This is a genomic window from Mycobacterium sp. DL99, assembly GCF_004762045.1.
Classification (GTDB): domain Bacteria; phylum Actinomycetota; class Actinomycetes; order Mycobacteriales; family Mycobacteriaceae; genus Mycobacterium.
Genome location: NZ_SJOM01000007.1, coordinates 1,982,557 through 2,009,223, shown reverse-complemented (window position 1 = coordinate 2,009,223; position 26,667 = coordinate 1,982,557). Strand labels below are relative to the sequence as shown.

Annotated in this window: 24 protein-coding genes; 9 read left to right on the top strand and 15 right to left on the bottom strand. The window is 67.0% G+C overall.

Going from position 1 to position 26,667, the window contains the following annotated elements; genetic code table 11:
- Positions 1–72: 72 nt before the first annotated feature.
- From EYZ64_RS10095 to EYZ64_RS10080, 4 genes are all read right to left on the bottom strand, one after another.
- Positions 73–3,486 carry an ATP-binding protein gene (locus EYZ64_RS10095; protein WP_286174726.1) on the bottom strand — a complete coding sequence of 1,138 codons (3,414 nt, stop codon included), beginning with the start codon at positions 3,484–3,486 and terminating at the stop codon, positions 73–75.
- Positions 3,487–3,531: 45 nt separating this feature from the next.
- A complete protein-coding gene (locus tag EYZ64_RS10090) occupies positions 3,532–4,044 on the bottom strand; it encodes a hypothetical protein (RefSeq protein WP_286174725.1) in 513 nt (170 codons plus the stop codon).
- Between the two features lie 93 nt (positions 4,045–4,137).
- Complete coding sequence (locus tag EYZ64_RS10085) at positions 4,138–7,143, bottom strand: UPF0182 family protein (protein WP_135453314.1); 3,006 nt, start codon at positions 7,141–7,143, stop codon at positions 4,138–4,140.
- A 96-nt stretch (positions 7,144–7,239) separates the two neighbouring features.
- On the bottom strand, positions 7,240–8,268 hold the full coding sequence (locus EYZ64_RS10080; protein ID WP_167857774.1) for a YlbL family protein: 1,029 nt from the start codon (positions 8,266–8,268) through the stop codon (positions 7,240–7,242).
- A 91-nt stretch (positions 8,269–8,359) separates the two neighbouring features.
- Here EYZ64_RS10080 and EYZ64_RS10075 point away from each other — a divergent pair, with 91 nt between their 5' ends.
- The 3 genes from EYZ64_RS10075 to EYZ64_RS10065 all read left to right on the top strand — a co-directional run bounded on the left by EYZ64_RS10075 (position 8,360) and on the right by EYZ64_RS10065 (position 12,053).
- The gene (locus EYZ64_RS10075; protein ID WP_135453313.1) at positions 8,360–9,766 is read left to right on the top strand and encodes a zinc-dependent metalloprotease; all 1,407 of its coding nucleotides are present in this window, start codon (positions 8,360–8,362) and stop codon (positions 9,764–9,766) included.
- Between the two features lie 61 nt (positions 9,767–9,827).
- The gene (locus EYZ64_RS10070) at positions 9,828–10,676 is read left to right on the top strand and encodes a cyclodehydratase (RefSeq protein ID WP_135453312.1); all 849 of its coding nucleotides are present in this window, start codon (positions 9,828–9,830) and stop codon (positions 10,674–10,676) included.
- 42 nt (positions 10,677–10,718) lie between these two features.
- A complete protein-coding gene (locus EYZ64_RS10065; RefSeq protein WP_167857773.1) occupies positions 10,719–12,053 on the top strand; it encodes a macrolide-binding ATPase MABP-1 in 1,335 nt (444 codons plus the stop codon).
- Positions 12,054–12,132: 79 nt separating this feature from the next.
- On the opposite strand, the gene EYZ64_RS10060 is transcribed toward EYZ64_RS10065, so the two are convergent.
- From EYZ64_RS10060 to EYZ64_RS10045, 3 genes are all read right to left on the bottom strand, one after another.
- Positions 12,133–12,444 (bottom strand): WhiB family transcriptional regulator, encoded by a 312-nt coding sequence (locus EYZ64_RS10060; RefSeq protein WP_135453310.1) that lies wholly within the window; start codon positions 12,442–12,444, stop codon positions 12,133–12,135.
- Between the two features lie 483 nt (positions 12,445–12,927).
- Positions 12,928–15,042 (bottom strand): ATP-dependent DNA helicase UvrD2, encoded by a 2,115-nt coding sequence (locus EYZ64_RS10050; RefSeq protein ID WP_167857772.1) that lies wholly within the window; start codon positions 15,040–15,042, stop codon positions 12,928–12,930.
- A gap of 54 nt (positions 15,043–15,096) precedes the next feature.
- Positions 15,097–15,852 carry an SDR family oxidoreductase gene (locus tag EYZ64_RS10045; protein WP_135453307.1) on the bottom strand — a complete coding sequence of 252 codons (756 nt, stop codon included), beginning with the start codon at positions 15,850–15,852 and terminating at the stop codon, positions 15,097–15,099.
- Positions 15,853–15,924: 72 nt separating this feature from the next.
- Here EYZ64_RS10045 and EYZ64_RS10040 point away from each other — a divergent pair, with 72 nt between their 5' ends.
- The gene (locus EYZ64_RS10040) at positions 15,925–16,392 is read left to right on the top strand and encodes an RrF2 family transcriptional regulator (protein ID WP_135453306.1); all 468 of its coding nucleotides are present in this window, start codon (positions 15,925–15,927) and stop codon (positions 16,390–16,392) included.
- Between the two features lie 30 nt (positions 16,393–16,422).
- On the opposite strand, the gene EYZ64_RS10035 is transcribed toward EYZ64_RS10040, so the two are convergent.
- Genes EYZ64_RS10035 through EYZ64_RS10025 form a run of 3 tightly spaced genes read right to left on the bottom strand, consistent with a single transcriptional unit; the run spans position 16,423 to position 18,591 of the window.
- Positions 16,423–16,863 (bottom strand): hypothetical protein, encoded by a 441-nt coding sequence (locus EYZ64_RS10035; RefSeq protein WP_135453305.1) that lies wholly within the window; start codon positions 16,861–16,863, stop codon positions 16,423–16,425.
- 10 nt (positions 16,864–16,873) lie between these two features.
- On the bottom strand, positions 16,874–17,758 hold the full coding sequence (locus EYZ64_RS10030) for a dihydrodipicolinate synthase family protein (RefSeq protein WP_135453304.1): 885 nt from the start codon (positions 17,756–17,758) through the stop codon (positions 16,874–16,876).
- Positions 17,759–17,805: 47 nt separating this feature from the next.
- Positions 17,806–18,591 (bottom strand): aldolase, encoded by a 786-nt coding sequence (locus tag EYZ64_RS10025; protein ID WP_135453303.1) that lies wholly within the window; start codon positions 18,589–18,591, stop codon positions 17,806–17,808.
- 172 nt (positions 18,592–18,763) lie between these two features.
- Between EYZ64_RS10025 and EYZ64_RS10020 the strand changes: the two genes are divergently transcribed.
- Together EYZ64_RS10020 and EYZ64_RS10015 are read left to right on the top strand one after the other, a co-directional pair.
- Complete coding sequence (locus EYZ64_RS10020; RefSeq protein WP_135459926.1) at positions 18,764–19,702, top strand: carbon-nitrogen hydrolase family protein; 939 nt, start codon at positions 18,764–18,766, stop codon at positions 19,700–19,702.
- Between the two features lie 100 nt (positions 19,703–19,802).
- On the top strand, positions 19,803–20,102 hold the full coding sequence (locus EYZ64_RS10015; protein ID WP_135453302.1) for a hypothetical protein: 300 nt from the start codon (positions 19,803–19,805) through the stop codon (positions 20,100–20,102).
- A 26-nt stretch (positions 20,103–20,128) separates the two neighbouring features.
- Here EYZ64_RS10015 and EYZ64_RS10010 read toward each other — a convergent pair whose 3' ends face one another.
- The 3 genes from EYZ64_RS10010 to EYZ64_RS10000 form a co-directional block, all read right to left on the bottom strand.
- The gene (locus tag EYZ64_RS10010) at positions 20,129–20,656 is read right to left on the bottom strand and encodes a helix-turn-helix domain-containing protein (protein WP_135453301.1); all 528 of its coding nucleotides are present in this window, start codon (positions 20,654–20,656) and stop codon (positions 20,129–20,131) included.
- 96 nt (positions 20,657–20,752) lie between these two features.
- Complete coding sequence (locus EYZ64_RS10005; RefSeq protein WP_135459925.1) at positions 20,753–21,739, bottom strand: acyl-CoA dehydrogenase family protein; 987 nt, start codon at positions 21,737–21,739, stop codon at positions 20,753–20,755.
- 29 nt (positions 21,740–21,768) lie between these two features.
- Positions 21,769–22,911, bottom strand: a complete 1,143-nt coding sequence (locus tag EYZ64_RS10000) for an acyl-CoA dehydrogenase family protein (RefSeq protein WP_135453300.1) — start codon at positions 22,909–22,911, stop codon at positions 21,769–21,771.
- Positions 22,912–23,005: 94 nt separating this feature from the next.
- Between EYZ64_RS10000 and EYZ64_RS09995 the strand changes: the two genes are divergently transcribed.
- Complete coding sequence (locus EYZ64_RS09995) at positions 23,006–23,251, top strand: mycoredoxin (RefSeq protein WP_135453299.1); 246 nt, start codon at positions 23,006–23,008, stop codon at positions 23,249–23,251.
- Positions 23,252–23,281: 30 nt separating this feature from the next.
- Here the strand turns inward: EYZ64_RS09995 and nudC are convergent, their stop codons facing one another.
- Together nudC and EYZ64_RS09985 are read right to left on the bottom strand one after the other, a co-directional pair.
- Positions 23,282–24,229 (bottom strand): NAD(+) diphosphatase, encoded by a 948-nt coding sequence (nudC, locus tag EYZ64_RS09990; RefSeq protein ID WP_135453298.1) that lies wholly within the window; start codon positions 24,227–24,229, stop codon positions 23,282–23,284.
- A complete protein-coding gene (locus EYZ64_RS09985; RefSeq protein ID WP_135453297.1) occupies positions 24,226–25,320 on the bottom strand; it encodes a potassium channel family protein in 1,095 nt (364 codons plus the stop codon). Before EYZ64_RS09985 ends, nudC begins: the two co-directional genes overlap by 4 nt.
- Positions 25,321–25,395: 75 nt before the next feature.
- Between EYZ64_RS09985 and EYZ64_RS09980 the strand changes: the two genes are divergently transcribed.
- Positions 25,396–25,785, top strand: a complete 390-nt coding sequence (locus EYZ64_RS09980; RefSeq protein WP_135453296.1) for a DoxX family protein — start codon at positions 25,396–25,398, stop codon at positions 25,783–25,785.
- Positions 25,786–25,932: 147 nt separating this feature from the next.
- Positions 25,933–26,646, top strand: a complete 714-nt coding sequence (locus EYZ64_RS09975; protein WP_135453295.1) for a VIT1/CCC1 transporter family protein — start codon at positions 25,933–25,935, stop codon at positions 26,644–26,646.
- Positions 26,647–26,667: the final 21 nt, after the last annotated feature.

The following is a 26,667-nucleotide window of genomic DNA, read 5'->3' as shown; positions in this document are numbered from 1 at the left end:
TCGGCGCACAGCATCACCGGGACCACTTGGCATCTACTTGGCGACCGGTTCAAGAAGGGGACAAGCCGCAGTTCAGACCAGCTGTTGCGCGAGGGTCGCCAGGCCGCGCATTCCCAGCGCCCCGGCCTCGGCGGCCAGCGTGCGCGCCGCCGCGCGCGGTGCCGGGCCGTCTGCGTCGATCTCGAGGTCGAGCCGGCACCGCAACAGCGCACACCACAGTTTCGTTGGCTTGGCCCCGGTGCGATCGGCGATGTCCTCGGCCCGGACCAGATCCGCCAGGGCCCGCTCCCGATCGCCCCGGAGCGCGTGCAGCCGGGCGGTGGCCAACGCCACCGGCCCGGCATGCCCGACCTGGCCGAGCACGGCGACGCGGTCGGCGAACGGCTCCAGTACCGCCAACAGGTCGCCCACGTAGTCGGCCAACCCGTAGTCGGCGGCAAGATGCGCCATCCACGCGGCCTGCCCCAACCCGGTCCACACCTGTCCCCGGCCGAGTTCCGCACGCCACTCGTCCAGGCGCTCGACGGCCTCGCGCCTGGAGCCCTCGACGGCCGTGAGCAGAACGGTGCGCACCAACGCCTCCATCCCCTGCCCCCCGCTGTCGATGCCGGCCTGCGTGGCAGTCAGCCCCTCGACCGGCCCACCTGTCTCGTGCAGCAAGGTCGCCTCGGCCAGCAGACCGCTTCCGGCGCCGTAGAGTTCAGTCTGCTCGTGCACGCGCGCCGCGATGGCGTGGTGGGCTCGCGCCTCGGCGAAGTCGCCCAGCCAGATCGCCAATACCGACTGCATCCAACGCAATTGGGCCCGGAGCACCGGAAGCTGCAGCTCCTCACTACCCGCGATACCCGCACGCAGATGCCGCTCGGTCAGGTCGATGTCGCCCAGGTTCAGTGCCGCCATCGTCGCCACCGAGTGGGCGATGACGGCATCCTCACGGGACCTGCTGTGCTGCAGAGAATTCAGCCGGTCGATCCAGTCGAAGGTCGCGGTACTGAACTCGGCCACCCCGGAATAGGTGATGAGCCGGCCCATCAGAGTGTCAGCGATGACATCGGGATCGCCTGTGCTGTCGGCCAACTGATCGGCCCGCTGCAGATATCCGGCCGCCAGCGCAGGGTCCGGGTGATAGCAGCAACCTACGGCCAGCGCCGCCAGCACCCGCGCGCCGGCGGCCGGGTGGGCGGACGCCATCTTCGCGGCCTGCTCCAACAAGGACAGCAGCGGACCCGGATCCTCCCCCGGCGCCAGCCAAGGCCATCCCCCACTGGCCCGCAGTAGCGCGCTGGCCACCCTCCCGGCGGTATCGGCCCGCTCGCTGCGCAACGCATCAGCCAGGTTTCGCTCGACGGCACCGAGCACCAATCGTCCCCGGCCCGCACGCGAATACGCGTCGAGCATGGCCACCGTCAACACGTCTCGCTCGGCATCGTGGCGCGCGGAACCCGGCAACCGGTTATAGGCATCGAGCGCCGCCTGCCACCACCGCGCCGCGATATCCGAACTCCACCGTTGGGTGGCCTGCTCTGCGGCCAACCGGCACGCCGCCACCACCTCCTGCGGATCGGCCAGCGGTTGGGCCGCCACCAGATGCTGGGCGCGCCGGGTCACCGCCTCCTCGGATGCACTGTCGGCCAACGCGTCCGCCACCTGCAGATGCAGACGCTGACGGCGCATCGCCGGCAGGCCGGCGATCAGGTGGTCACGCAGCAGCCCGTGGGCGAACGCATAACCATCACCGGCATGCGCGCTGACCACGATCCGCTCGTCGGCCGCAACGTCGAGATGGTCGGCGAGGCTGTCGAAGTCGAGCCCGGCCACCCGGGCCAGCACGGGCACCGCGTCGGCGTCGATGGTGTCACCGATCACCGCGGCCACTCGCATCAACCCCAGCACCTCGGGCCCCAACCCGGCCAGCCGGCGTTCCAGCACCGACTTCACCGCAACCGGGATCTCACCGCGTTCGGACCGAGGCAGCCGGGCGTACTCGGAGACGAAGAAGGGGTTGCCGCCGGTTCGTTCGGCCAGCACTCCCGCCTCGGCGTCGTCGACGAAATCATCGGCGATCTGATTGGCCAGTACCGCAACATCTTCGGACGACAGCGCGGCCAGCTCCAATTGCCGGTTGCCGGAGCCGCGGGCCACCGTCGCGAGCAGGCGCGCGACGTCGGTGATGTGTTCACCATCGCGGACCGTGAGCACCACGGCGACCGGATGGCCCCACAATGCACCGGCGATGTAGGCCAAACAGGCGGCCGATGTCGAATCAGCCCACTGCACATCGTCTATCACGACCATGAGCGGCCCGCGCGCCGACTCCAGCAGAGTCTGCACCCGTTCGTAGACCCGGAACCGCGCCGTGTCGGGGTCGGCGTCCGCAGGCACCTCGAGCACCTCGTCCGCGTCACCACCCAACCCCCGAACGAGTTGCCGCATGGGCCACCACGGTGGGGTCGCCTGCTCGTCGGGGCAACTCACCCAGACGGCTTCGCCGTAGAACCGACGGTCGATCTCCTCGGCCAGACGGGTCTTGCCGATCCCCGGCGGGCCGGAAAGCACGAGCCACCGCGTCTCCCCCGCCCGCACTTCGGCGAGAAGCTCTGCCGCGACATTCAATTCACGGTCACGCCCGATCAGCGTGGCCCCGCCGGGATCCGGTACCGGGGCCTGGGCCACAAACGCCGCCGGGGTGGGCACCTCGCCGGCACCCGACCACTCCGGGGAGCGGGGCCAGGCCGCGAGTTCCGGTGCCTGACGCAGTATGGCTGTCTGTAGCTCCCGAAGCTCGGCCCCCGGCGTCAGACCCAGGTCCTCATCGAGCAGGCGGGCATAGCGGGCATAGATCTCCAACGCCTCCGAAGCCCGGCCCGACCGGTACTGCGCCAACATCTGAAGCCACACACCGCGATCGGAAAACGGTTCAGCCGAACGCAGTTCGGCAACCGCAGATACCGCCGCCGGTACCTGCCCCAATGCCAGCAGGGCCGTGATCCGATGGTCGAGACATTCGGAGCGCAGCTCCCGTACACGTGCCGCATCCTGGGTGACCCAATGCTGATCCCCCAGATCGCTCAGCAGATCTCCCCGCCACAGCGCCAACGTCTCATCGGCAACTGTCAGTGCTTCTGTCCAGCTTGCCTGGCCTGCGGCCGCCGCGGCCCGCGCGCATCCGGCGGTGAACACCGTGACATCGACGGCATCGGCAGGCACATCAAGGTAGTAGCCCGGCGGTTGACGCACGATCGGCGAAGCAACCGGGGAACCGTCCCGCAGGGCCCTGCGCAAGTTGGAGATGTACACCTGAAGGCTCGCATTAGCGCTGGCCGGCGGATCATCACCCCACACCGCGTCGATCAGCCGGTCGACCGAGACGACCCGGCCGTGCGCCAGCAACAGCAGCGCCAAGACCGTGCGCTGTTTGGGTCCGCCGACATCCACGGTCGCACCGGCGTGCACTACCTGCAGCGGTCCGAGCAAACGAAAGTGCACCGACGCAGCTTAATTGTCGGCACCGCAACCCGGCGAGCACCCGCTTCATTTCTCTTGCGGCGTGCACACCCCTGCGAACTCCTTGCCTTCTTTCTCGGCGACGCCCGCGGGATCTAGCCAACCGACGCCGTCGAAGAAGAAGGTGTCGGCCGGGTAACTGTTCGATCCGGCAACGACCTCGGCCGTCCGAGCGGTCGCGGGGTACCCCCCGGGCGTGGACTGCACATTGAGAAACAAATATTCCTCTGTGCGCCAATCGAAGCCAGGCGGCGGCGCTTCCGTCACGGTCAGACCCGGATAGGGTCCACCGACGGTGAACCGGTCGAGAGTCGCCGTACCGGAGGTATCGGTCAACACGAGCTTCGGGCCAAATCCAAACCCGATCTCCACCGACCGCACCCCGACGCAGCCCGGCGGCACCCAGATCTCCAGCTTGCCATCGGTGACCCGCGCGCCGAACGCCGGCCTCATCGGGGCGGCGAACGGCGCATCCGACCACCGGCGGTCCCCGGTCCGGCAAGCGGTGAGCCCCGCCGCCACCAGCAGGGTCAACAACACGGCCAGACACGACCTCACGAGTCCCCCCGTCCGCCGAACTACTGGCCCATTGTCACCCTCCGGACCGGCCCGGCGACGCGCCAATCCGCTCCGCTACTTCGACGAGTTGAACTTGTTCATCGCATCGTTCAAGCGCTGCAACGCCTGCCCGTACTTGCCGAAGTCACCACTGCGCTGCGCATCCTGCGCCTCCGACAGCGCCGACTCGACGTCCTTGAGCGCGGCGGCCTTGGCCGGCGACAGCTGCATGGGCTGACCGGGCGGGATCGCCGCCGGCGGCGCAACGACCTGTGGCGCCTGACCATCCGGACTGACCGGCGGCTGAGCGGCCGGCGGCGCTTCCGGAGTACCGGCAGCCTGCGGCTTGCCGTCGGTAGGAGCCACATTGGTGGCGGTGGCACCCGCCCCCGGGCCGAACAGTTCGGTCAGCGCGTCACTGACGGTCGGACCGTAACCGACCTTGTCGCCGTAGAGCATGGCCACCCGGATCAGGCGTGGGTAGGTCGACGCCGCGTCACTGGTTCCCGGCGATGCATAAACCGGTGCCACGTACAGCAACCCGCCATCGGCCACCGGCAGGGTCAACAGGTTGCCCCACCGGATTCGGTTCAGGTTGTCGCGTCCGATCACACCGAGGTCCTGCGTGACGGCGGTGTCGGTACTTATCGCGTTGAATGCCTGTTTCGGACCCTTGACCTCACCCGGAATGGTGAGCACGGTGATCTTGCCGTAGGTCGACGGATCCGAGCTGGCACTGACATAGGCGGCCAGGAATTCCCGCTGCAGCCAGTTCAGCGCGCTGGTCAACTGGAACGACGCTGAACCATCGTTGTTCACGAGGTCTTTGGCGACGATGTAGAACGGCGGCTGATAGCTGCTTGCCGTCGGGTTGGGATCCAGCGGCACGTTCCAGAAATCGGCGTTGGTGAAGAACTTCACCGGATCGTCGACGTGGTACTTGGTCAGCAGGGAACGCTGCACCTTGAACAGATCCTCGGGATAACGCAGGTGCGCCTGCAACTCCGGGGAGATGTCCGCCTTCGGTTTGACGGTGCCGGGGAACACGCTCATCCAGGCCTTGAGCACCGGATCCTGCTCGTCCTGGGCGTACAGCGTCACGGTGCCGTCGTAGGCGTCGACGGTGGCCTTGACCGAGTTGCGGATGTAGGACACCTGCTTGTCGGGAGCCAGCCGGTTGACCGCCACCTCGTTGGAATCCGCCGTCGCACTCGACAGCGTGGTCAGCTCCGAATACGGGTAGTTGTCCAGCGTGGTGTAGCCGTCGACGATCCAGACCATGCGCTTGTTGACGATCGCCGGGTACACACTGGTGTCGGTGGTCAGCCACGGCGCCACCGCTTCCACCCGATGGGCCGGATCACGGTTGAACAGAATCTTGCTGTTCTCACCGATCACGTTGGATAGCAGGAAGTTCCGCTCGGCGAACTTGGCGGCGAACACCGTCCGGGCCAGCCAGTTGCCGATCGACACACCGCCGGTGCCCGAGTACGTGTAGTTCTTGGTGTCGGTGTTGGTTTCGTAGTCGTACTCGCGGTCGACATCACCGTTCTTGCCGACGATCGCGTAGTCGGCCGCGGTATCGGCGATCACCGGCCCGAAGTAGACCCGGGGCTGGTCGAGCGGCGCCGGTCCGGGTGAGACCACCTTGCCGTTGGCGCCGACGACGCTGGCGAGGAACTCCGGGTAACCGCCGTTCTGGTTGGGGTCGTTGGCGATACCGCGCACCGTGTTGGCCGGTGACGCGATGAATCCGTTGCCGTGGGTGTAGACGGTGTGCCGGTTGATCCAGTCGCGCTGGTTCTCGATCAACCGGTCCGGGTTGAGTTCGCGTGCGGCGACCACGAAGTCGCGCAGACCGCCGTCAGGACCGGCATAGCGGTCGATGGCCAGCTGATCCGGGAAGAAGTAGAAGTTCTTGCCCTGCTGGAACTGGGTGAATGCGGGGCTGACGATCGTCGGATCCAGCAGCCGGATGTTCGACGTGGTCGCCCGGTCCGCAGCCACCTGCGCGGCCGTCGTCTGACCGTTGCTCTCGTAATTGCGGTACGTCACCGTGTCGTTGGTGAGCCCGTAGGCCTGCCTGGTCGCGGTGATACTGCGGCTGATGTACTCGCTTTCCTTCTGCGCGGCGTTCGGCTTGACGCTGAACTGCTCGACGATCAGCGGCCACCCCGCACCCACCACCATCGAGCTCAGCAGCAACAGCACCACACCGATGGCCGGAATCCGCAAGTCGCGCAGCACGATCGCCGAGAACACCGCCACCGCGCAGATCAGCGCGATGGCCAACAGGATCAGCTTGGCGGGCAGCACCGCGTTGATGTCGGTGTAGCCGGCACCGGTGAACGGCTTGCCGGTGCGGGTGTTGCTCAACAGCTCGTAGCGGTCCAGCCAGTACGCGAGAGCCTTGAGCAGGATCAGGAAGCCGACCAGGCTGATCAGTTGGATGCGCGCGGCGCGGCTCAGCGCTCCGCTGCGACCGGTCAGCCGGATCCCGCCGAACACGTAGTGCCCCAGCAGATTCGCGACGAACGCCAGGAAGGTCGCGACGAACAGGTACGTCAGCACCAGCCGGTAGAACGGCAGGTCGAACGCGTAGAAGCCCAGATCCCGGCCGAACTGCGGATCGGTGATCCCGAAATCGCTGCCGTGCAGGAACAACTGCACCCGGACCCAGTAGCTCTGCGCGATCACGCCGGCCAGCAGGCCGATGAAGACCGGCACCCCGATCCCGAACAGCCGCAACCGGGCCAGCACCGTGGTGCGGTAACGCGCCACCGGATCATTCGGGCCGGCGGCCGGGACGAACACCGGACGGCTGCGATACGCCAACGCCAGCCCGGCGAACACCACCGCACCGATGAGCAGCCCCACCACGAGGAACACGATGAGCCGGGTCGCCAGCACGGTGGTGAACACCGACCGGTACCCCAACTCGCCGAACCACAACCAGTCGACGTAGCCGTCGACCACCCGAGGTCCGATCAACAACGCCAGCACCGCCACCAGTGCCAGGCCGATCAGCACCCGACTTCGTCGTGTCAGCTTCGGCATCCTCGCCGCGGGCCGCATCCCCACTCGTGAACTCCCGTTTCAGCCTCGGTGGACTCGTGACATGCCCGATGGGGCCGCCCGATTTTCTATAACTCTAGCCATCCACGGGCTGCGTGCGGTCTAGCAGCGAGGTGGTTCGCCACCGGCAGAAATCGTGTGCAACGCGTCGACCGCCTGGGTCAGCGTGTCCACCTTCACCAAATCCATGCCGTCCTGGGGCGCCGAGCGCGCCTCGGTGCAGTTGTCGGCGGGCACCAGGAACACGCTTGCCCCGGCCTCCTTGGCGGCCTGCATCTTGTGCGTGATGCCGCCGATGGACCCGACCTTTCCGTCGCCGGTGATGGTTCCGGTGCCGGCGATGAACTTGCCATCGTTGAGGTCACCGGTGGTCAGCTTGTCGACGACCGCCAGGCTGAACATCAGCCCCGCCGACGGGCCGCCGATGTTGGCCAGGTTGAAGTCGATGTCGAACGGCGCCCACGGGGCGTCGAGCACGCCGACGCCGAGGAATCCGTAGTCCCGGTCGGGGTTGTCGCCGAGCGTGATGGTCGCGACCCCGGGCGGCGCATTCTTGCGGCGGAAGTCGATCACCAGCTGGTCACCCGGCTTGGTCTTCTTCAAGATGGCCTGGAACTCGTCGAGGTTGGCCACCGGAATGCCGTTCACCCCGTCGATCGCGTCGCCGTCGCGCAGCTTGCCCGCCGAAGGACCGGGGTCGGTAACGCTCTGCACGGTCACCGCCACCGGGTACTTCAGGAAGGACAGCGCCGCGTACTCGGCGCTGTCCTCGGACTTCTTGAAGTCGGAGTTGTTGGCCTCGTCGATCTCGTTCTTGGACTTGTCCGGCGGGTACACCAGGTCGCGCGGGACCAGCTGTTCACGGCCCGACATCCACAACGCCATCGCCTGTCCCAGAGTCAGGCCGTCGCGCTGGGACACCGTGGTCATGTTCAGATGCCCCGAGGTGGGGTGCACGTCAGCGTCGGGTCCGTGGATGTCGACCACCTGCTTGCCCTCGACCTCCCCGAGGGTGTTGAAGGTCGGACCGGGACCCAATGAGACGAAGGGCACCGTCACCACCGACAGCAGCACGCCGAACGCCACGATCGGCACCAGCGCAACCAGCAGCGTCAAAATCCGCCTGTTCACGCCGCCCACAGTAAAGCCTTTGCCGCCATGTTCACCCACAGCGTGACCCACAGCCACACCCGGGCACCCGGGCATGAGTACCGTTATGGGTATGGCTGACCTGCCCTTCGGCTTCTCCGCCGGGAATGACCCCGACCGAGACAAAGACAAGAAGGACCCCGATTCGGGGTCCGGTTCCGGCAACTCCGGACCAGGTCCGGGCTCGGATCCGTTCGGTTTCGGCATGGGCGGAGCCAACTTCGACATGGGCGACCTCGGGCAGATCTTCACCAAGCTCGGCGAGATGTTCAGCGGCGCAGGCAACGCGATGGCCGGCGGCAAACAATCCGGTCCGGTGAACTACGACCTGGCCCGGCAGCTGGCATCCAATTCGATCGGGTTCGTCGCCCCCGTGTCGGAAAAGACCACCGGCGCAGTCGCCGACGCGGTGCGGTTGGCCGAGACCTGGCTCGACGGGGTCACCCCGCTGCCCGCGGGCACCACCCGATCGGTGGCGTGGACTCCCAGCGACTGGCTGGACAACACGCTGGACACCTGGAAGCGGTTGTGTGACCCGGTGGCCGAGCAGATCTCCTCGGTGTGGGCCTCGGCGCTCCCCGAGGAGGCCAAGAGCATGGCCGGTCCGCTGCTGGCGATGATGTCGCAGATGGGCGGCATGGCGTTCGGCTCCCAGCTGGGCCAGGCGCTGGGCAAGCTGTCCCGCGAGGTGTTGACCTCCACCGATATCGGCCTGCCGCTGGGCCCCAAGGGCGTCGCGGCCCTCATGCCCGAGGCGATCGAATCGCTGACAGAGGGGCTGGAGCGTCCGCGCAGCGAGATCCTGACCTTCCTGGCCGCCCGTGAGGCCGCGCATCATCGGCTGTTCAGCCACGTGCCGTGGCTGTCCAGCCAGCTGCTCGGTGCGGTCGAGGCCTTCGCCAAGGGCATGAAGGTCGACATGACCGGCATCGAAGACTTCGCCCGCGGCTTCAACCCCACCTCCCTCGGCGACCCGTCGGAGATGGAGCAACTGCTCAACCAAGGCATCTTCGAACCGAAAGCCACCCCGGAGCAGGAAGCCGCCCTGGAGCGGCTGGAAACCCTGCTCGCGCTGGTCGAGGGCTGGGTGCAGACCGTCGTCACCGCAGCACTGGGCGAACGCATCCCCGGCACCTCGGCACTGGCCGAGACGCTGCGCAGGCGGCGCGCCACCGGCGGGCCGGCCGAACAGACCTTCGCGACGCTCGTCGGCCTGGAACTGCGCCCCCGCAAGATGCGTGAGGCCGCGGTGCTGTGGGAGCGGCTGACCGAAGCGGTCGGCACCGACGCCCGAGACGGTGTGTGGCAGCACCCCGACCTGCTGCCGAGCGCGGCCGATCTCGACGAGCCGGCCGGCTTCATCGACCGGATGATCGGCGGCGACACCAGCGGCCTCGACAGTGCCTTCGAACAGGCCATCGCCGACCTGGAGAAGGAGCAGGGCGAGGGCCGCGACAAAGGTGGCGACGGCGGCAATTGACCCCCGCACGGCCTGTGGATAACTGAAACGGCGGTCAGCGCCGCCGTGGCAGAGTCATCGCATGTCGCGCTATGTGCTCGCCGCAGGCAGGCCGATCCTGCTGCGTCCCGACGAGGCGGTTCAGCTGGGCTGGGACCCGCGGCGCGCGATGCTGGTCCGTCCCCCGGACGGGATGACCCAGCCACAACTGGCCGAACTGCTGCGCACACTGCAGGCAGGGGCCACCCGGGACGAATTGCTCACGGCCACAGAATCATTCGGTGACACCGCGGCCATCGATGAGCTGCTCGATGCGCTGACCGAGACGGGAATGCTCACAACGACGGCGGGCGCGGGCTCTCGGCGGCCCCGCTCGGCCTCCATCCGCGTCCACGGCCGTGGACCCCTGTCAGATCTACTGGCCAACGGCCTGCGCTGTTCGGGCGCGAAGGTGAGGCGGAGCACGAACCCGCACAGCAGGAACGTGGCAGCCTCCACTGACCTGGTGGTGCTGGCCGACGATCAGATCACCGACCCACGGCTTCTGCAGGACCTGCATCATGACGGCATCGCCCACCTGTCGGTGTGTGTCCGCGATGGCGCCGGATTGGTGGGGCCGCTGGTGATCCCAGGGCTGACGAGTTGCCTGCATTGCGCCGACCTGCACCGCACCGATCGCGATGCGGCGTGGCCGGCCGTGGCCACCCAACTCCGGGGCGCAGTCGGCAGTGCCGGCCGGGCGACCATCCTCGCCACCGCGGCGTTGGCGATGCACCAGGTGGACCTGGTGATCCGGGCTGTCGGGCACACCGGTGACGACCAGCCGGCGCCCGAGGCACCGCCGACGCTGAACACCACCCTCGAACTCGATATCGAGGGCTACTCGATCGTCGCGCGGCGCTGGTCCCGGCACCCCGACTGCCCATGTTGAAAACGATTGTTGCCAGTTGGGTGTGGGCGGTGCGGCCGAGTCATGGATGATGGTCTGGTGACCGACATCAAACGGGGAAGCGTCGCACGGAATGCGAAGCTCGCCGGCCTGGCCGGCGGCATGGCGGGACGGGCAGCGCTGGGCTTCGGCAAGCGTCTGACCGGCAAGTCCAAGGACGAAGTCACTGCCGAATTGATGGACAAAGCCGCTCAACAATTGTTCGCCGTGCTCGGGGAGCTCAAGGGCGGGGCGATGAAGGTCGGCCAGGCGCTGTCCGTGCTGGAGGCGGCCATCCCCGAGCAGTACGGCAAGCCGTATCGCGAGGCGTTGACCAAATTGCAGCGAGAAGCTCCGCCGCTGCCGGCCCCCAAGGTGCACCGAGTGCTCGATGCGCAGCTCGGCACCAAATGGCGCGACCGGTTCACCTCGTTCGACGACACCCCGGTGGCCTCGGCCAGCATCGGTCAGGTGCACAAGGCGGTCTGGTCCGACGGGCGTGAGGTGGCCGTCAAGATCCAGTACCCCGGCGCCGACGAAGCACTGCGCGCCGACCTCAAGACGATCCAGCGTCTGGTCGGCGTGTTCAAGCAGCTGGCCCCCGGCATCGACATCCAGGGCATCGTCGACGAGTTGATCGAACGCACCGACATGGAGCTGGACTACCGGCTTGAGGCCGAGAATCAGCGTGCGTTCGCCAAGGCTTACCGCGACGATCCGCACTTCTGCGTCCCAGCGATCGTCGCCAGCGCACCGAAGGTCGTCATCGCCGAATGGATGGATGGCATCCCGATGTCGGTGATCATCCGCGAGGGCACCCCCGAACAGCGCGACCTGATGGGCACCCGGTTGTCCGAACTCACCTTCGACGCGCCCAAGCGGCTGCAGATGATGCACGGCGATGCCCACCCCGGGAATTTCATGCTGCTGCCCGACGGGCGGATGGGCGTCATCGACTTCGGCGCGGTCGCACCGCTGCCCGACGGCTTCCCGACCTCCTTGGGCGAATGCATCCGGCTGGCCCGGGACAAGAACTACGACGACCTGCTGCCCACCATGGAGGAAGCCGGTTTCATCCAGAAGGGACAACAGGTTTCGATCGAGGAAGTCGACGACATGTTGCGCCAGTACGTCGAGCCGATCGAGGTCGACGTCTTCCATTACAACCGCCGGTGGATCCAGAAGATGGCGGCCGGCCAGATGGACAACTGGGTGGCCCAGATCAAGACGGCCCGACAGCTCGACCTGCCGCCGAACCTGGCCATCCCGCTGCGTGTGATCGCCTCGACGATCGCGATGTGCTGCCAGCTCGATGCCCATGTGCCGGTGAAAGCCATTGCCACCGAACTGGTTCCGGGTTTCGCCGAGGAAGCGGCCTAGCGCAACGGATTTCGCTGCACGCCGAAGGACCGAACGGCGCCGAGTGTCTCGCACTCGGCGCCGTCGGTGTCTTCAGGTATCACGCGGCGGCCGGGTTACCCGCGGCGTTCTTACGCGGACGCCCACGCGGCCGCTTACGGGCCACGATGCTTCCGCGGTCGAGGATCTCGCCGCCCCAAACGCCCCACGGCTCCTGTCGTTCCAGCGCGGCGGCCAGGCACGCGTTGCGGATCGGGCAATCCGCGCACAGTGCCTTGGCCTGCTCCAGATCGACTGGGCTCTCGGCGAACCACAGGTCGGGATTCCCGATGTGGCACGGCACCGCCGGCAGCCGCTCCTCGCATGTCAACGGCGCGACGCTCACCTCCGGAGCGGTCATCGCAATGGACATGTGCTTATCCCCCTACTTCCTGGTCGTAGTTTGTTGCGATCTGTCTTTCGATGGATCTGCGACCAGGTTTCTGGGGGTGGAGAACGACTCCCAAAAAAATTGGCCACGGATCCGATTGACTGCGGGTCCGTGGCCATTTGGCTGTGATGGGAGCTCTACCTAGTAGGGGCTCCGATCCACGGACGCGCCAGTCGCGGCGGCGGGGCGGCGCTTATGCTGCGGTGCAATAGCAGCAGCGGCGGCCAGCCATCCGGCGGCGGGGGCAGCGGGTGCGGCGTACCGGCGAGCTGCCGGGGAAACCGCGGCAGCGGCGACGGCGAACACGGACGACGGCATGCCAGCAACCGCTACACCGCTGAATTCGATGTTGTTATCCATTGCGGGCACCCTCCTTCCGTCTCGTCACCAGAGCTGTGTTACGAGGCTAAAGCCTAACAGCCAATTCGCACAACCTATTTTCTACCTGCGGTTTTGGCGCGATCTTTACGAATTTTGGCGGCCGCGGACCAACTCGAGAACGTCCGGGCCGTACTGCTCGAGCTTGCGCGCACCGATTCCTGGGAGCGCCACCAGCGCGGCCTCGTCTGCCGGCATCGACTCAGCGATCGCGATCAGCGTGTTGTCGGTGAACACCACATAGGCCGGCACTTTCATCTCCTTGGAGACGCGCAGCCGCCAGTCCTTGAGCTCGGCGAGCAGCTCCTCATCCAGGTCCGACGGACAGGTTTCGCAGCGGCGCAACATGATCGCAGGCGGCGTCGACAAGGCGGCATTGCACACCCGGCAGCGCGGCGCCGGGCCGCGTTGACGACGCGTCCGATCCGGCCCCGAACCGGCCGAATTCTGCAGTTGCGGTGCGATGCCGTTGAGGAACCGCGACGGCCGACGGCCTTGGCGCCCGCCTGGAGTGCGGGCCAGCGCCCAGCTCAGGCCCAGGTGCACCCGGGCCCGGGTCACCCCGACATAGAGCAGGCGGCGCTCCTCCTCCACCGGCTCGCTGTCGGGCCCGTGTGCGAGCGCATGCGAGATCGGCAGCGTGTTGTCAGCCAGGCCGACCAGGAACACCGCGTCCCACTCCAGGCCCTTCGCCGCATGCAGCGATGCCAACGTCACGCCCTGCACCACCGGTGGATGTCGCGAGTCGGCCCGCTGACGCAGCTCGGCGACCAGTGCCCGCAGATCCAGCTCCGGGCGCAGCGCAACCTCCTCGTCGACCAACTCGGCCAACGCCGTCAACGCCTCCCAGCGCTCGCGAGCCTTGGTGCCGGCCGGCGGTTCGGCGGTCAAGCCGAGCGGCTCCAGCAGCTCACGCACCAGTGCGGGCAGGTTGTCTTCGGGAATGTCACGCTCGGCGAAGCGCTGCATGGCCACCAGCGCCTGACGGATCTCCTGACGGCTGAAGAAGCCCTCACCGCCGCGCACCTGGAAGGCGATCCCAGCCTCGGTGAGCGCCTCCTCGTACACCTCCGACTGCGCGTTGATCCGGTAGAGCACCGCGATTTCGGCCGGCTCCGTTCCGTTTTCGATCAGCTTCTTGATCGACCTGGCCACGGCTTTGGCCTCGGCCACCTCGTCGGGATACTCGGAGAACGACGGCTCGGGACCAGCGTCACGCTGGCCCACCAGATGCAGCTTGCTGCCGGCCATCCGGCCGCGTGCGGCCGCGATCACCCGGTTGGCCAACGACACCACCTGCGGCGTGGAGCGATAGTCACGTTCCAGCCGCACCACCGCGGCGTCGGGGAAGCGCCGCGAGAAGTCCAACAGGAAACGGGGGGTGGCCCCGGTGAACGAATAGATCGTCTGGTTCGCATCACCGACCACGGTGAGGTCGTCGCGCTCCCCCAGCCAGGCGTCGAGCACCCGCTGCTGCAGGGGCGTGACGTCCTGATACTCGTCGACGACGAAGCAGCGGTAGCGGTCGCGGAACTCCTGGGCGACCGCCGCGTCGTTCTCGATGGCCGCAGCGGTGTGCAGCAGCAGATCATCGAAATCCAACAGCGCCGAGCCGTCCCGGCGGGCCTTGAGTGCCTCGTACCCCGAGTAGACGGCCGCGACCTTCGCGGCATCGAACGGGATGTCCCGCCCGACCTTGGCCACCGCGGTGCCGTAGGCCTCCGGGGTGATCAAAGACGCCTTGGCCCACTCGATTTCACCGGCCAGGTCACGGACGTCGTCGGTACTGGTCTGCATCCCGGCCCGGTTCGCGGCCTGCGCGACCACGGCGAACTTGCTGTCGAGCAGCTCCCACCCGGTGTCGCCGACCAGACGCGGCCAGAAGTACTGCAATTGCCTGCGCGCCGCGGCGTGGAACGTCACCGCCTGCACCGCAGCGGTGTTCACCCCGGACTCCTGGCCCAGTAGCCGCAACCGGCCCCGCATCTCGCCGGCGGCCCGCGCGGTGAACGTCACCGCGAGCACCTGGCTGGGCGCGACGTGACCGCCGGCCACCAGGTGCGCGATCCGGCGGGTGATGGTACGGGTCTTGCCGGTACCCGCGCCGGCCAGCACACAGACCGGGCCGCGGGCGGCCAGGACGGCCTCCCGCTGCTCATCATCCAGATCGCCCAGCGCGGGCGAGGGAGCCTCCAACGGCATGCGGTCCATGATGTCAGGGACCGGTGACAGTCCCGGGCCCGGCGTGGCCCCGGCCTACCGCTGCCGGCTCAACCACTGCTCGAAGGTGGTGGGCGCGATGCGCGCCCCGTCGCCGGGCAGCAGTGCATTGCCCGACATCGACACGCCGAAGATCGACGACCAGGTCGGCACCAGCATCACCTCCTTGCCGCGCACCGCCAGGGTCCGCCGGGCCATGTCGACCAGATCCTGTGTCTGCGGGCCGGCCACGTCGACATGGCGGCCCTGCGGGTTGCCGACGACGACCTCGGCGAGCACGGCGGCCACGTCGTCGGGATCGATGGGCTGCACCAGAAGCGGGGCGATATCGGCGGAGACCCCGTCGGGGCCATCGTGCGCCGTCCAGCTCACCACCATCTCGGCGAAATCGTGGAACTGGGTGGCCGGCACGATCGTCCACGGCACGGGCCCACCTTCGATCAGCTTCTCCTGCTCACGTTTTCCGGCGTAGTGAGCATTGCCCTCGATGTCGTGGATCCCCACGATCGAGAGCAACACATGGTGTCCCACGCCGGCCCGTTCCTCGGCGGCCAACAGATTGCGGGTGGCGGTGCCCAGGTAATCCACCGTGCGGTCCCGATCGGCGGGCGGGGCGCTGATCGCGTCGACCACCGCCTGTACCCCGGCCAGAGCCGCGTCGAGCCCCTCCCCGGTGGACAGATCCACCCCGGCCGAGCGGCTGATCGGCATCACCTCGTGTCCCGCACCCTGCAGGGCGGCGACCACGCGCGCCCCGATGTTTCCCGTAGCTCCGGCAACTGCGATTCGCATGGGGTCTCCCGTCCCGGCCGATAGATATCTCGGACTATATAGGTCCGTAATATCTGCAATAAACTACGGGCCGTGAAACTCCCCGTGGCCACCGAGTGGGCCCTGCACTGCGCGACGTCGCTGGCGCAGCTCGAACCCGGGGCCACCGCATCGGCCGCCGACCTCGCGGAGCATTTCGGCCTGCCCGCCCCTTATCTGGCCAAGCAGTTGCAGGCGCTCACCCGCGCGGGTGTGCTGGCCGCCACGACCGGCCCGCGCGGCGGCTTCCGACTCGGACGGGCACCCGCCGATATCACACTGCTGCAGATCGTCGAGGCCGTCGACGGTGCGTCCCCGCCGTACGAATGCCGCGAGATCCGCCGGCAGGGCCGTGGCGCACTACCTGACAGCTGGTGCCGGCACGAGTGCATCCTGGCCGTGAAAATGGCTGACGCACACCAGGCCTGGCGAGCCAGCCTCGACGGCGTCACCCTCGCCGGCATCCTCGCCGATCTGCCCGTCGCGGCGCCGGCGCGCACCCGGAAGTTGTTGGGTAGGTGAGGGCCTCGAACGGATCAGCCGCACCGCGGCTCAGCCCCACTGCCCGACCGCGAAGCCGACGAGCAGAACCGCGAATCCGCCGATTTCCGCCGCGATGAGCAGCGCCATCGAGATGTGCAGCCCCGGACTCGGGAATTCGAATTGATTGGCGGTATCCCGCCGGGCGCCGTGGACTATGTAGCTCAGGATCGCCGCCAGGAAGAAGAACACCAGGACCAACGCCGCGGTCAGATTGACCCAGCTCGGCCAGGCACTGAGCTCGACGAACACGGCCGTCAGCAACGTGGCGAACGCGTAGAGCAACGATGCGCGGTGAGCGATGTCGACATAAGGATGCGCGACATGGTGTTCGGAGGTGACCATCTGCCGGTATTTCCACACTCCGAGCGCCAGAGCCAGCAGGAAGATCAACCCGGCCGCGAGCAACGTCGTCGCGGTGGCGGTTTCCAGAACCTGCGTGTTGCAATCCATCTCGTCTCCCTCAGGACACGGCGAGGAGCCGGCGCAGCTCCTCGCGGCCGCTATCGTCGAGGGGAAGCAACGGGAGCCGCGGCACCCCGACACCCTGGCCGAGCAGCTCAAGTCCACCCTTGATCGTCGTGGGCAGGCCGCCGGCCACGATGAACTCCAGGAAGGGCTTGACTTCGGTGTAGATGGCCTCGGCCTTCGTCCAGTCTCCGACCTGTGCCGCTGCGTACAGATCCAGGCACGGCCGCGGCAACAGGTTCGGCGCCGCGGTGCACCAGCCCTTGGCCCCTGCCTTGAAGGCCTTGAGAATCATGGGGTTACTGCCGTTGTAGAACGGCAGCCGGCCGTCGGTGAGCGCGGACAGGCGCTCCATGCGGGTGATGTCGCCGGTGGATTCCTTGACCATGGTGACGTTGTCGATGTCCTCGAACATCTGAACCAGCAGTTCGGGCCGCATGTCGATGCCACTGGTAGCCGGATTGTTGTACACCATGATCGGAATGCCGATCGCGGCGCCGATCGCCGCGTAGTGCTGGACGATCTCCCGTTCGGAAAGTTTCCAGTAGGAGATGGGCAGCACCATCACCGCATCCGCGCCGGACCGCTCGGCGTACTGCGCCCGGCGAATGGTGTTGGCAGTGGTCAGGTCTGACGCGCCGATGATGACGGGCACCCGACGGTCGACCACGCCGATCGTGGTGTCGATGACGGCGTCGAACTCGGCCTCGGTGAGATAGGCCGACTCACCGGTACTGCCGAGCGGGACGATCCCGTGCGCACCGCCGCTCACCAACCGGTCGACCAGGGCGGCAAGCTTGCCCGTGTCGATCTGGTGGTCTTCGGTGAAGGGTGTCACCGGATAGGCGAGAATTCCGTGGATCTCAGTGTTGGACGGCATGTTTCGTTGTCCTTCTTTCGGTGCGGATTGGGGGCCGGTTCGAGAGGTCAGCTGGTCAGGGCATCGGGATGGTTACGAAGCGCACGCCGGGCGTAGTAGGCGAAGTTGGCCTGGCTGCGTTTGGGCCGCAACGTCCAGTCATGGGCCTCGCGCGCCAGTCGCGGAGGCAGTTCGGCGATCGTTCCCGCCGCCATGGCGGCCAGTTGCAGTTCGGCGCCGCGTTCGATCAGCATCGCCAACGAGCACGACTCCTCGATGCTGGCTCCGGCGATCACGTGGCCATGGTGGGCCAGCAGGATGGCCTTCTTGTCCCCCAGCGCGGCACTGATGATCTCGCCCTCCTCGTTGCCGACCGGAACGCCCGGCCAGTCGGCCAGGAAGGCGCAGTCGTCATACAACGGCGCGATGTCCATCTGCGACACCTGCAACGGAACTTCCAGCATCGAAAGCGCCGCTACGTGGAAGGGGTGAGTGTGCACGATGCACTGCACGTCGGGGCGCGCTCGATAGATCCAACTATGGAATCGATTGGCGGGGTTTGCCATTCCCCCGCCTTCGAGGACATTGAGGTCCTCGTCGACGAGCAGCAGATTGCCTTCGGTGATCTCGTCAAAGCCCAACCCGAGCCGTTGGGTGTAGTACGTACCCGGCTTCTCGGCCCGCGCGGTGATCTGGCCCGCCAGACCCGAGTCGTGGCCCGCATCGAACAGCGCCCGGCACGTCAGGGCCAACTTCTGCCGCGTCGTCAGCGTGGACTCCTCGATGTGGACAGACAGCCCATCCAGGGCACGCTGCATCAGAACCTGCTTCGAATCACCAAGCGTGGTGGTCATCTCGGCCCACCTTTCCGTGTTGAGGGGTCGGCGACACAACTCGAACTATAGGACACATTGTGTCCTTTCGTCAACATAGGTGAGCCGATCGTGTGAGAACCGGCGTCTTGCGGTGCGCGCTACGCTCTCTACCGAATGACACTCGGTGTCCACCATCAGGAAGGGCTCGATCATGGTTCTGGCAGCTGCCATCCAACTGGACGCGGCATTCGCCGATGTTCCAACCAACCTCGCGGCCTGCGAACGGCTCGGCGATGAGGCAGGACATGCGGGTGCGCGCATCATCGCGTTGCCGGAGTTCTTCTCCACCGGAATCGGATTCGCGGACTCGCTGGCCGCGGCGGCGCTGCCTCCCGACGGTCCCGCGACAGAACTCCTCACAACACTCGCCCGTCGACACGCCGCCCTTGTCGGCGGTTCGTTCCTGTGCCGCGATCCCGACGGACACGTGCGCAACGCCTACCTGCTCGCCGACCCGAACGGAGTGATCGGACGGCACGACAAGGATCTCCCCACCATGTGGGAGAACGCTTTCTACGTGGGAGGCGGCGACGACGGAGTCATCGCCGCCGGCGACTACCAGGTCGGAGCCGCGGTGTGCTGGGAACTGATGCGCACGCAGACCGTCCGACGACTACGAGGTCGCGTCGATTTGGTGATGGCCGGATCGGGGTGGTGGTCGATTCCCCGGTGGCGGCCGCACGCCCTGTTCGACCGCCTCGAACACAACAACCGGATTAACGCGCACACCGCGGCAGCCTCGTTCTCCAGGTACGTGGGCGCCCCGTGCGTCCACGCCGGCCACGCAGGCGATCTCCGTTGCGCGATGCCCTGGCTGCCGATGGAATATCGCGGCCGGTTTGAAGGCGCAACCATGATCACCACCGCATCCGGCGAGATCGTCGCCGAGCGGCGTGCAGACGAAGGAGAGGGCGTGGTGCTCGGCGAAATCACCACCGGCCGGCAGGACGCCGAGCTCCACGCCCCCGCCGGCTACTGGCTGCACAAGCGGGGCCTCCTACCCGGCGCAGTCTGGCACTACCAGCGCTGGCACGGCCAACCCTGGTACCGACGCAACGTCGCCGGCGCGCAGTCGAGGACGTCGACCTAGGGAAGGCTCGAGCCCGCGCTAATTAGGTTTCCATTAGGACACTTTGTGTCATAGGATTGGAGGTGCACTGATCGAATCATCGAAGAAGGAGTGAGAAGCCATGAAGCACATCGCAATGTCCACGGCGTTTTCTATTGGCGCCGTCATCAGCTGGCTCACCGCGGGAGCCGCAGTTGCCGCGGCGGCCCCCACCGGCCCGTCGGCAGCAGAAACCATCGCGCGCCTACAAGCCGACGGCAAACGGGTGATCATCAACAAAGTCGGCAGCGGTCCGCTCAGTCAGTGCACGGTGACCAATGTCCACACGGTCGTCGTGCGCCCGCAAGCGAAGACCGTCACCATTCACGGCCTACCGGATTTCGAACCCATCCCCACAGTGCACGTGAACCTGAAATGCTGACGGCCCGTGGGGCACAGGAGCGCAAGTCAACGATTGCGGCCGTACTCGGTGTGGGTGATCACCAGAACCTCACTGGGCGTACTCCCCCGCTGCCGCAGCTGGTGCGGCAACGAGGCGTCGAAATACGCGCAATCTCCGGTCTCCAGGGTGACCAGATCATCCTGGTAGCGCAGCTCCACCACGCCCGCATGGACGAACACCAACTCCTGCCCGGCGTGCTCCGGATGCGGATGCTCGGCGAACTTGAGGGTCGGCCGAACGATGAACGGCGACATCGACTTCCCGAGCATCCCCGCCGCCACGGCTTGATAGCGGTTGTTGCCGCGCTCGCCCGCGCGGTCAATCGACAACGTCGTGACCGCTGGATCCTCGGAAAACAATTGTGCGACATCGACCTCGAGCGCACGCGCCAGCTTCATCGCCACCGCGATCGACGGCGTGGAACGCTGACGTTCGACCTTGGACAGGTAACTCTTGGTCAATCCGGTCGCTTCGGCGAGCTCCTCAAGGGTCATGCCCCGCTGTTGACGCACAGCACGCAACAGAGCACTCATGACACCTCCTGATCACAACGCACGCTCCGCATACATGGTCCCATAGGACAGCAAGTGTCATATCGTCGACATTCCGAATCCTCGACGGCGAGCCGCTCAGACATCGGCGGCAGTGACCAGGTCCCACAGTCCGTCCGAGCCGGCAGCGATGGCGTATTCGGTGAGGACCTGATCCCAGTGCGCAACCGAGCCGTACTCCGAACGCCAGGACAACGCGGGCATGGTGAACTCGTGCAACCGGTGCTCAAGGGTGGTGCCGATCGCACCATGCACCTGGTGGGCGTTGCGCACCACCACCGAGGTGGCGTGCCCGACGCACGAACGTGCCACGGCGACAAAGAAATCGAGGTGCGCCGAGGACCAGTCCGATCGCAGAGCCTCGGCCAGTGCACCGTCGGTGGCCGCCCTGGCCAGCGCAGACTCGGCGGCGATGTCGGCCACCAGATTCTGCACGGCCTGAAACTTGGCCAGCGGCCGGCCGAACTGGGTGCGTTCGCCGGTGTGTGCCACCGACAGCGCCAGGATCCGGTCCAGCGCGGCGCACACCTGAACGGCGCGCACCAGGGCGGCCCGCCGCCTGAACTGTTCGACCACGTTGTCGGGCACCGGGTTTCCGGTCAAAGACGCGAGGTCCGCGCGGACAACGTCGCGCGGCTCCCCCGCATTGTTGCGCCCTGCGGTGATCGACAGCGACGCGGTGTCCACATCGGCCACGAGGTAACCGGTGCCGTCGCGCCAGAGCAGGACCACCCGCTCCGAGCCGGCCGCCCATGGCACGCCACGCGCGACACCGTCGTCGTCGAGCAGACAAGCGGTGCGTCGCGCGTCATCGACCCCCAACCCCGCCGTCTCCAACAACCAGCAGGCCAGCAGATCATGTTCGGCCAGAGGGATTCTCACTCCGTGCCAGGCGGCGGCGCGCAGCAGCTCCCCGGCCTCGGCCCAGCCGGCGCCACTGCCACCGGATTCCTCGGACCCGGTCAGCCGGACCAGGCCGAGTTCGACCAGCCGGCCCCACAACTCGGTGGTGACCTCACCTGTTGGGTGCTGCTCGCGGTGTGCGGCGAAGACCGCCGACATCATCTCGACCAGTTCGGCGTCGACAGCGTCCACTAGCGCATCCCCAATCCCCGCGCAATGACACCACGCAAAACCTCGTTGGTACCGCCACGCAGCGTGAACCCCGGGCGCTGGACCACCGCGTCAGCCAGCATCGAGCGGTAATCCTCGTCATCGGTCTCACCGAGGACATCGGCGAAATCGGCGATGTCACCTTCAGTGGCGGTGCCCACCACCTTGACCACGGCGGCCGCGGTATCGGCCGGTTCGTGCCGCTCCAGCGCACCGGCGACCGCCATCGACATCTGGTGCAGGCCGGTGATGCGGCCCAGGTAGCGCCCCAGATCGGTGTGACGGGGCAGAGATCCGTCACCCATGTGCGTAGCCATGTCGGCGAGCAGCGGGAACGTCGACAGGAAGCGCTCGGGCCCACTGCGTTCGAAGCTCAGCTCGGAGGTCACCTGTTGCCAGCCGTTGCCGATGGTGCCGAACACCATGGCGTCCGGCACGAACACCTCATCCAGGATCACTTCGTTGAAATGATGTTTGCCGTTCATCGAGATGATCGGCCGGATGTCGACGCCGGGTGCGCGCAGATCGACGATGAACTGGCTCAGGCCGTCGTGACGGTGCGCCGGATCCGCGGGCGCGCTGCGGGCCAGGCAGATGAACGCGTGCGCCAGGTGCGCCCCTGACGTCCACACCTTGGCGCCGGTGATCGCCCAGCCCCCATCGACCTGCACGGCCTTGGTGCGCACGCTGGCCAGATCGGATCCGGAATCCGGCTCGCTCATGCCGATTCCGAAATAGCATTCGCCTTTGGCTATGGCGGGCAAGAACTTTCGCCGCTGCTCCTCGGTGCCGTACTTGAGCAACGACGGAACGATCTGGCGGTCGGCGATCCAGTGCGCCCCCACCGGAGCCCCGGCGGCCAGCAGTTCCTCGGTGACCACGAATCGCTCCTGGTGACTGCGCCCGTGCCCGCCGTAGGAGACGGGCACCGTCATACCCAGCCACCCGCGGGCGGCCAGCGCCCGGCTGAAGTCCTCGTCCCAACCGGTCAGCCAGCTGTCGGCGTACCGGCCGATCGTGCCGGCCTCCTGTTGCTCGCTGACAAACTGCCGCACCTGCAACCGCAACTCGTCGAGCGCATGCGGGTCGCCGGCCACCGGCGGCACCAACCTGGTCATGTTCAGCTCCGTCCACTGCGGATTAGCAACTTACCGGTGCAGGCCGGAGACCTGCGTCACTGCGGGCATGAGGCGGCGGTTCAGCTACGTTATGTGCACTATGACTGCTACACCGACTGTGACGATGTACACCACCACGTGGTGCGGCTACTGCTCGCGGCTCAAGATGGCGCTCAAGTCAGAGGGCATCTCGTGGACTGAGGTCGACATCGAGCAGGATCCGGCCGCAGCCGAGTTCGTCGGTTCCGTCAACGGCGGAAACCACGTGGTCCCGACCCTGAAGTTCGCCGACGGGTCGACGCTGACCAACCCCACCATCAAGCAGGTCAAGGCCAAGCTCAACTGAGCGCTCCACAGCCAGATCAGGCGCGGACCGTCAGTCCAGGGCCGCCCAGGACTCGATGATCTCGCGGGCAATCGAGATCGAACCGGGCAGCAGCAGCCTCGACCGCGAATCGCCGTCGGCCGCACTCCAGTCACCCTGATCCAGTGCCTCGCGGACCTCCGCCCGGGTGAACCAGTCTGCCTCGGCGATCTCGCCGTCGTTGAACGAGAACGGCTGCTCCGGGTCGCCGATGGCATGGAATCCGACCATGAGCGACCGAGGGAACGGCCACGGCTGGCTGCCCAGGTACTGCACGTCGGTGACCGTGAGGCCAACCTCCTCGGCGATCTCCCGCACCACACAGGTCTCGAAGGATTCACCGGCCTCGACGAATCCGGCCAGGATCGAGAACAACCGCTCAGGCCACGCGGTCTGCCGGGCCAGCACCGCGCGGTCATGGCCGTCATGGACCAGACAGATCACCGCCGGATCGATGCGCGGGAACTCCTCATGACCGCTGACCGGATCGACCCGCGACCAACCGCCTTTCGCCGACCGCGTTGCCGCGCCGTCCACCGCATTGAACCGGGCTCTGTCATGCCAGTTCAGCAACGCGGTGGCCGTCGCCACCAGCTGGGCGCTGACGTCGTCGAAGACCTCGCCGGCCCGGCGTAGATCGAGCACCTCGGCGGGTGCCTCGGGATCCTCGGGCGCCTCCAGCGCGCTGCGGACGCCCCACACGTGCCTACCGTCGCCCAGCCGGCCCAGGAACACCGCGTGCTCCGGTGGCTTGTCGGTGCCCAGGCTCGAGGCCTTGCCGAGCACCACCTGGCCACCCGAGATCAACACCTGGTTGCGTCGGTCGACCCGCAGCAACAGCGCGTCCTGCCAGCCCTCGGTCGCGGCGTCGATATCGGTACGCAGCGCATCGGCACGATCGGCACCGACCCGCGAGAGCAGCGGGACGTTGCGCAGTCCGAAGGTGAGGCGTTCGGTCATCGCTCAGTGTCCGCACTGCGGATGTAGAGCAGCCGGTCCCCGGCCTCCAGAGCATCCACCTCCGGCGCGTCGACCCGCACCAACCGGCCTTCACGCACCACGCCCAGCACGATGTCGTGCAGATGCCTGGGTGAGCCGCCCTCCTCCTTGGGAGTCACCTCACGCTCGGCGATGGCGAAGCCGGCATCGGGGGTCAGCAGATCCTCCATCATCTCCACGACGCTGGGGGTCTGCGTCGCAATGCCGAGCAGCCGGCCGGCAGTCTCCGAAGACACCACGGTGGAGTCCGCACCGGACTGTTTGAGCAGATGCAGGTTGTCGGATTCCCGCACCGCCGCGATGATCTTGGCCTTGGGCGCCAGCTCCCGGGCCGTCAGCGTCACCAGCACCGCGCTGGCGTCGTTGTCGGCTGCGACGACAATCGACTTGGCGTGCTGGGCACCGGCCAGTCGCAGGACACCGGAATTGGTGGCGTCGCCGTGCACAGTCACCAAGCCGGCGGCCTTGGCGCGTTCCAGTGCGGCCGCGTTCTCGTCGACGACGACGATGTCGGCCGGGGAGACTTCATCGCCGACCATCGCGGCGACCGCCGTCCGCCCCTTGGTGCCGTATCCGACGACGACGGTGTGGTTACGCACTTTGTTCCTCCATCGCTGAATCTTCAGCGCCTGCCGGGATTGGGTGGTCAGGGTCTCCACGGTGGTACCGATGAGAACGATCAGGAAGGCCACCCGCAGCGGCGTGATGACCACGACGTTGACCAGACGCGCCGAATCCGTGTACGGCGTGATGTCGCCGTACCCGGTCGTCGACAGTGACACCGTCGCGTAGTACAGGCAGTCCAGGAACGACAGCGGGTTGTTGGCATCCGGGGCGCTGTCGTTGTCCCGATAGCCGTAGCGATCCGCGTAGACGATGAGCACCGCGGCGAACAGCGCCCCCAGCGCGTACAGCACCCGCATGAAGATCTTGCGCGCCGGACTGACGAACGGTTCGGGGATGCGCAACACATCGACGAGCGCGGCATCCGGGCGGGAAGTCAGGTTCGAGTCGATCGCGGCGAGGCTGCGCCGCAGCCTGCCTTTAGCCACGCGACCCCATCATCGAGCAAAGCTCCCCGGGACGCGCCGGGATCAATCTGATCAGACGCACGCCACAATGTAACCATGACCGCACCCCAGCCTCAGCGGATCTCCGCCGCACCCGCCGCCCAACGCATGGCGGCCCTGCTTCTGGGCATGGGCACGCTGCACTTCGTCGCACCCAAGCCCTTCGACTCGATCATCCCCACCGAGCTGCCCGGCAGCGCCCGCTTCTACACCTACGCCTCGGGGGTGGGCGAGCTGGCCACCGGCACCTTGCTGGCCGTGCCCCGCACCCGGCGGCTCGGCGCGCTGGCCGCCGTGGCGTTGTTCATCGCCGTGTTCCCCGGGAACCTGAACATGGTCCGGCTGTGGTGGGACAAGCCATGGCCCATGCGGATCGTCGCCATCGCCCGGCTGCCACTGCAGATCCCGATGATCACCTGGGCCCTGCGGGTGTATCGCAACTCGTAGTCGCATACTCCTGGTCTCACCGGCTGACCAGAACTCCTGGGCGGCAGCCTGTTTCGTTGCCCGACTCGGCCTGAACCCCGCACAGAGCCAAGTTTGGCAAGGCTATCGTTGCTGGTGGCATGTGGTTTTGGCCGATATCGTCGGACCGTGACGAATCCCAGCCATCCGTCCGAGCCGCACGTGGGTTCACTGTCGTCGAGACTGAACTGGCTTCGTGCGGGGGTTTTGGGCGCGAACGACGGCATCGTCTCCACGGCCGGCATCGTCGTGGGCGTGGCAGCCGCCACCGTGGAGACGGCGCCGATTCTGACCGCCGGTATCGCCGGCCTTGCCGCAGGAGCGGTGTCGATGGCGTTGGGTGAGTACGTCTCGGTGAGCACGCAACGTGACACCGAACGCGCATTGCTACGCAAGGAACGCCGCGAGTTGCGTGACGACCCGGCCGCCGAACTTGACGAGTTGTCCGCGCTCTACGAAGCGAAGGGCCTGTCGACAGCGACCGCGCGCACCGTGGCCAAGGAACTCACCGACCACGATGCGTTCGCCGCGCACGCCGAGGTCGAATTGGGCATCGATCCCAAGGACCTGACGAACCCGTGGCAGGCCGCCGCGTCTTCTGCGCTGTCGTTCACCATCGGTGCGCTGTTGCCGTTGATCGCGATCCTGGTCCCGCCGACGACATGGCGGATCCCGGTGACCGTGGTGGCGGTTCTGCTGTCGCTGATGCTCACCGGGGCGGTGTCGGCCGGGCTGGGCGGGGCACCGCAGGGCCGCGCGGTGCTGCGCAACGTGATCGGTGGCGGCCTGGCCCTGGCAATCACCTATCTGATCGGCCTTTTGGTGGGGACCACCATCACCTGACCGCCTCGCATCATCCCGACC